This window comes from Pedobacter sp. 05L430 (assembly GCF_056397585.1).
The window spans coordinates 1-5,967 of sequence record NZ_JBFTNT010000265.1; the positions used below are offsets into that span (position 1 = coordinate 1).

At 37.3% G+C, this 5,967-nt stretch carries 6 protein-coding genes; 3 read left to right on the forward strand and 3 right to left on the reverse strand.

The window, feature by feature from the left end; translation table 11 throughout:
- The 3 genes from AC1DG9_RS21965 to AC1DG9_RS21975 all read right to left on the reverse strand — a co-directional run.
- On the reverse strand, window positions 1-1,342 hold a 1,342-nt coding region (locus tag AC1DG9_RS21965; RefSeq protein WP_477635236.1), incomplete at its 3' end, for an IgGFc-binding protein.
- Between the two features lie 19 nt (window positions 1,343-1,361).
- Window positions 1,362-1,832 carry a response regulator gene (locus AC1DG9_RS21970; RefSeq protein WP_172659822.1) on the reverse strand — a complete coding sequence of 157 codons (471 nt, stop codon included), beginning with the start codon at window positions 1,830-1,832 and terminating at the stop codon, window positions 1,362-1,364.
- Between the two features lie 193 nt (window positions 1,833-2,025).
- Window positions 2,026-2,490, reverse strand: a complete 465-nt coding sequence (locus AC1DG9_RS21975; RefSeq protein ID WP_172659821.1) for a response regulator — start codon at window positions 2,488-2,490, stop codon at window positions 2,026-2,028.
- A gap of 125 nt (window positions 2,491-2,615) precedes the next feature.
- Between AC1DG9_RS21975 and AC1DG9_RS21980 the strand changes: the two genes are divergently transcribed.
- The 3 genes from AC1DG9_RS21980 to AC1DG9_RS21990 form a co-directional block, all read left to right on the forward strand.
- Window positions 2,616-4,913: an Rv1355c family protein gene (locus AC1DG9_RS21980; protein ID WP_337716575.1), complete on the forward strand. Its 2,298-nt coding sequence runs from the start codon at window positions 2,616-2,618 to the stop codon at window positions 4,911-4,913.
- A 7-nt stretch (window positions 4,914-4,920) separates the two neighbouring features.
- Window positions 4,921-5,616 (forward strand): hypothetical protein, encoded by a 696-nt coding sequence (locus tag AC1DG9_RS21985; RefSeq protein ID WP_048906766.1) that lies wholly within the window; start codon window positions 4,921-4,923, stop codon window positions 5,614-5,616.
- On the forward strand, window positions 5,609-5,967 hold a 359-nt coding region (locus AC1DG9_RS21990), incomplete at its 3' end, for a 7TMR-DISMED2 domain-containing protein (protein WP_477635237.1). The genes AC1DG9_RS21985 and AC1DG9_RS21990, both read left to right, overlap by 8 nt.

Sequence of the window (5,967 nt, forward strand, 5' to 3'; positions counted from 1 at the left end):
GGTTTGTTCCAGCAGAATACGAATAAGATTCTTTTTCGCCAAAGCCGTAAGCAATAGCATTAAATCCATCGTTGGCGGTCAATGTTGAACTTACATTACTAATTCTTATCTGTATGCATGAATACTCAGGATTGGATGGTATTACTGACCATGTGCCATTTTCCGGAGCGGCTCCATCAATTTTAAAAGTTGATGTTACTGAGGTTTTCATACTCACGTTAATATAGCGCTCAGAGATGCGCTCTTTTGTAGATGAGAATAGTGTGATAGCCTTAACATTAAATTCTATCGGATTAAGCAATACCATATCAGGATCGCTCAACATTTCAAGATTTGTTGCAGATGACCAGATTTGACTTAAAGAATATTGTGCTACACTTATCTTCTTATTCGCCTTAATGAACAATGATTCCATTAGCAACGAAGGGCTCTCGTAAAATTGTCCTTTATTCAATATAAATGTACCACCATTAAAGTCTACCCGGGTGTTATCTTCTTGCGCTAATATTCTTAACAAGAATTTTCTATCTTTAAATGGAACTACACTATAGTTTTTACCCCAGCTTGTTGGCGGATATAACTGCTGATATAGCGGGTCTCTGGAATCTTCATCTGGACTACCCTTACCAATAGAAACTGAAGTATTTCCAGAAAAAACAGCAAATCGTTTATTACAGTTGTCAGGAGAAAGTGGATCTATTTCAACAATTGTACCGGTTAAATCTCGCTGGTCAGGCGGCATATATTCATAAACCTCTCCTGCATTATTAAAGGAAACTGATCTTTTCCCCTCTCTTGTATGTATTATTATTTTTGTATTTGGCTCAGTTGCAACAATTGCCAAGTAATTTCTGCCTGCTCCATCGTTTATATTGCCATTTTGAGTATAATTCATTGAAAAATACTGTTGTCCAAGCGCGTCTGTTGGAAGGATCAGAGATGCTGAAGAACGCCTGCCCGCATAGATATGTGAATACACGGCTACTTTGGGCATGCCGGCTGTGACCGTTATATGTATTCCCTTTTGAACTTTAACGGTATTTATGTCTTTTAAATCGACGTATGCATCGGCTCTCGGAATAAGAAATGGTTCAACAACGTTGGCCATAATTTTCTTAGTTTGACTCCAAGCCCCACAGGTAACTGTTACTTCTGAATTATTTTTTGAAGACACATAAATGGTATTGTTGGCGAGCTTTGGGAGCCCCAGGTAAAATGCGGGATCATGTGTAGGAAATACTGACCAAAAATCAGTGCCTTCATTGGATATATTTTGTGCCTGAATACTTAAGAAAAAGGAGAGATGAATTAATGTTAGTAAAGTTATTCTCCAGATTCTCATAATTGATCGGCTCTTACATTTAAGGCAGCAAATTATTTTGCCTTAGCAAAAATTCTAGTTGCTTATTTGCTAATATCAGTTGCTGGGTAAGTTCCCTGTTCTCTTTTCTTAAAGAATATATTTCAAAGGCTTTTTCTATATTGATCCTCAAATCTTCATCCATCCAGGGTTTTTGAATATATTTATAAACCTGTCCTCTATTTATTGCGTCAATAACGGCATTTATATCTGCGTACCCTGTCAGAAGAATCCTTATCGGATCAGGAAAATCAGGTATAATAGATTCCAAAAATTCGATGCCAGTCATAACTGGCATTCTTTGATCTGTAATAATAACATGAATATTCTCTGCCTCAAGAATTTTTCTTCCTTCTAACGCAGACTCAGCAGTGAAAATATTAAATAACCTCCTAAACCCGGCTTTAAAAGAGTTCAGGTTATGAAGTTCATCATCTACATACAAAACGTTTATTGAGGCACCGCTGCTCATATTCTCTGAAATGTTTTTTGTTAAATATATCGATTTAATAAGTTTTAATGAAGTTATTTAGCTTAAAAGTTATTTTCTAGTACAAGTTTTAATTATTTTAAATAATTGTTTGACTTAAACTCCAAGTGCCTGATTTTTCAGACAAATCAAACTGAACTATTCAGATCTTATTTGAGGGCTCAAAAGCTATAACTTAAGACAATAACTTCTGTCTCAACATAAACTCTAATTGTTCGTTAACAAGTAAAAGTTCCTCATTTAATTCTTTATTTCTCTCCCTTAAAGAATATACTTCAAAAGCTTTTTCCAGAGCTGATCGGAGTTCCTCTTCTTGCCATGGCTTAGCAATATATAGATAAACCTGCCCTTTATTGATTGCATCAATAACTGCATTTATATCAGCATATCCAGTAAGAAGTATTCTAATTGGATCAGGATATTCATCAATGATTGATTCTAAGAATTCTATACCTGTGGTAACAGGCATGCGCTGATCGGTAAGTATGATATTAATATGTTCTTGTTTCAATATTTGCACTGCTTCAGCAGCAGACTCTGCTGTATGCACATTGAAAACCCTTCTAAAAGAAGCTTTAAAGGCGTTTAGATTATGTATTTCATCATCAACATACAATACACTTATTATTTGCCTATCCATAAAACTAAAAAACCATGCAAAATTGTTTAAACTCCTACTTAAGATAGTTAAATATTTAGCAAATATACTATTTTTGTATTTATTGAAATAAATAATTGGGGGTATATTTTTTATCTATTATTGCGATGCTATTATTTGAGAACAACTCAGTGGAAAACACTATGGCTACAGAGCCTTTATTTTTTCGAATTTATTTGGAAAATGACAAAAACAGGCTAGAGGAATTGCTTAAAAAGAAGCAACACATCTCCATACATGATCAAATTGACACTCAGTTGGATGATTTAATAAAGTCTAAATTACCCAAAAAGAAACCAAGTGCAGAAGAATTAAAGCACTTAAAAAAACTTCATATCGGTGATCTGTCTATGCAGGAATATGGGGTATGGGTATATTACCCATGGTCTGAACGTTTAGTGCATTTGCTTGATGAAGAAGAATTTATCGAAATGCGGACCAGCCGCAACATTTACAAGATCACAAGAGAAGAAAGGGATATTTTAGGCAGGCAAAAAGTTGGTGTTGTTGGTCTTTCTGTAGGCCAATCAGTATCCATAACTATGGCTATGGAACGTGGTTTTGGAGAGATCAGACTTGCGGATTTTGATTTACTGGAACTAACAAACCTAAACAGGATCCGAACTGGTGTACACAACCTGGGCTTGCCGAAAGTAGTGATTGTAGCCAGAGAAATTAAAGAAATAGATCCTTTTTTGAAAGTTACACTTTTTGAAGATGGAATGACGGAAGAGAATATGGATCGCTTCTTTTTGGAAGGCGGAAAACTTGATGTGATTGTAGATGAGTGTGATGGACTGGATATTAAAATTTTACTAAGACATAAGGCAAAAGCGCTTCGTGTTCCCGTTGTAATGGATGCCAGCGATAAAGGCACGCTGGATGTGGAAAGGTTTGACCTTGAGCCAGACAGAGCTATATTACATGGACTAATAGACCACCTGGATCACACAAAAATTAAATATTTAAAGACCAATGAAGAGAAGATCCCCTATCTCCTTCCTATGGTGGGCTTAGAGACGTCGTCAGATCGATTAAAAGCTTCTATGGTTGAAGTTGGGCAGTCTATCACTACCTGGCCGCAATTGGCCTCGGCGGTGGCTTTAGGTGGTGCTTTAGGTGCTGATGTTTGCAGAAGGATTGCATTAGGACAATACAATGATTCAGGAAGGTATTTTGTAGACCTTGAAGAGATCATCAGCGACAAAGTAAAACCTGAAGACGATTTCTATAAGGTGATAGATTATTCCGCTCCCGAGTTGAAATTAGATGAGATGCAAAAAGCAGCAGATATAGTAGCTACTGAAATTCATTCAAAACTGACACTCACACATGAGCAGGTAAAAGAATTAGCTGCAGCTGCAGGACTCGCCCCATCCGGAGGCAATAGCCAGCCTTGGAAGTTTTTATATCATAAAGAACAATTGTTCTTGTTCCATGATGAAAACCAATCGATTTCATGGATGGACTTTCAGAATACAGCTTCTTATATTTCACTTGGAGCCGCTATTGAGAATTTAAAAATAAAAGCTGCCAGCCTTGGTTTGGAAACAACAATCAATTTGTTTCCGGCAGGAAGTGACAGTAGATTAATCGCAGCATTTGGATTTAGCAAAGAAGAGGGACAAACCTATCGCAATGAGTTGATTGCTGGGGTAGGATTAAGGTTAACTAATAGAAAGAAAGGTGATCAGCAACCTATTGACGCTGCCGTTACTGCAAAAATAAGTAAGAATGTAACCATTGATGAACCAAATGCCCATCTGGATCTTGTAGAAGATAGAGACTCGATTAATGAAATAGCAAACATTGTAGCATCAGTAGAAAGATTGAGATTCTTGCATCCTCAGGGCCACCATGACCTCTTTACGAAAGAGATCAAATGGCCTTCTGCAGACGGATCACCGATAATTGAAGGAATCGACATTGCCACACTGGAATTATCTGAGAGTGACAGGACCGGAATGATGGTTGCTGCTAAACCTGAAGTAATTACTTTATTAAACAAATGGGGAGGCGGAAGCGCTTTTGAAAAAATATCTAAAGGAGGGGTTGCTTCTTCGTCGGCCATCGGATTGATCAGCATGCCGGAGTATAGTCCGGAAAGTTTTGTGAAAGGTGGCGAAGCTCTTCAAAGAGCATGGATCACTGCTAATTTGAACGGTCTCTCGTTTCAACCTATCAGCGGCACGCTGTTTGTATTTGATAGGTTTAATCAGACTAATGGTGCTGGTATGACGGCTAATATGGCCAAGGAACTTGAATCCCTACAATACGACCTGCGGAAAATATTTCCTGCTTTGGGAAATAATTGTGGAATTTTTATGTTCAGGTTGTCTTACGCTGACGAAGCATCTTCTAGATCATTAAAAAGACCACTGGAAGATATTTTAAAGTTTTCCTAGACACAATATGAGAAAATTTACATTTCGATCTTTTACAGCAATTAAAGATCTTGACACTTGCGAGAGGTATCTAGATGGGCATGTTCAGGTATTGAGAGATTATGGTATCACTAACATTACAACCAATAACAGGCTGTGGATGGATTTGCCAAGTGTACATGGTATAGTTGCCGAGGATGAAGAGGGAAACGTTGTTGGAGGAGTAAGAGTTCATATTGCAGATGGGATTCATCCCTTGCCGGTCGAAAAGGCAGTAGGATACATGGATCCAAAAGTAGCACACGTGATCAACGAATACTTTGACGATGGAACGGGTGAACTCTGCGGTTTGTGGAATGCAAAAAGCGTTGCAGGCATAGGTATCAGCCTTTTGCTTGTAAGAGCCGGTATTGCAATTGTAAATCAAATCAGACTTGGATCACTATTTACCATCTGTGGAGACTACACCATGCCCATGGTAAGAAGGGTTGGTTTCATAGTTGAAAATGGAATTGGTAATAATGGTGAGTTTTTTTATCCAAAAGACGACTATATTGCAAGAGTATTGAGAAAGATGAATGCCGAAACTTTGGAAACGGCAGATGAGTATGATAGAGATCGTATATTTGATTTGAGAAATAATCCAATACAACATACAATTGAGCAGGGGCCAAAGGGTGAGATAGATATAGATTATCAGTTATTAATACCTGTCTATGATTAGATCTTTTTTATTAAGGTTATTCTTTGCCTTGCTACTTACGTGCTCGATAGCATTACCTGCCATAAGTCAGGAAGCCATTAAACTACATAATGATGAGACGTTAAGCAATTTTGGCAAACAAATGTTATTGCTTACCGATACAAGCAACAAACTTAACCTTAAGGCAGTAATAAGCAGCGAAGAGTTWAAAGCTGTTGATTCTGACGTGCCTAATTTGGGCATAAGTAATTTCAGTTACTGGCTAAAGTTCAAAGTACAAAATAATACAAATGACCCTCACCTCATCCTTCAAATTCCTTTACCCACAATAGATTATGTTGATTTTTATCAGCTAGATGACCAAAATAATGT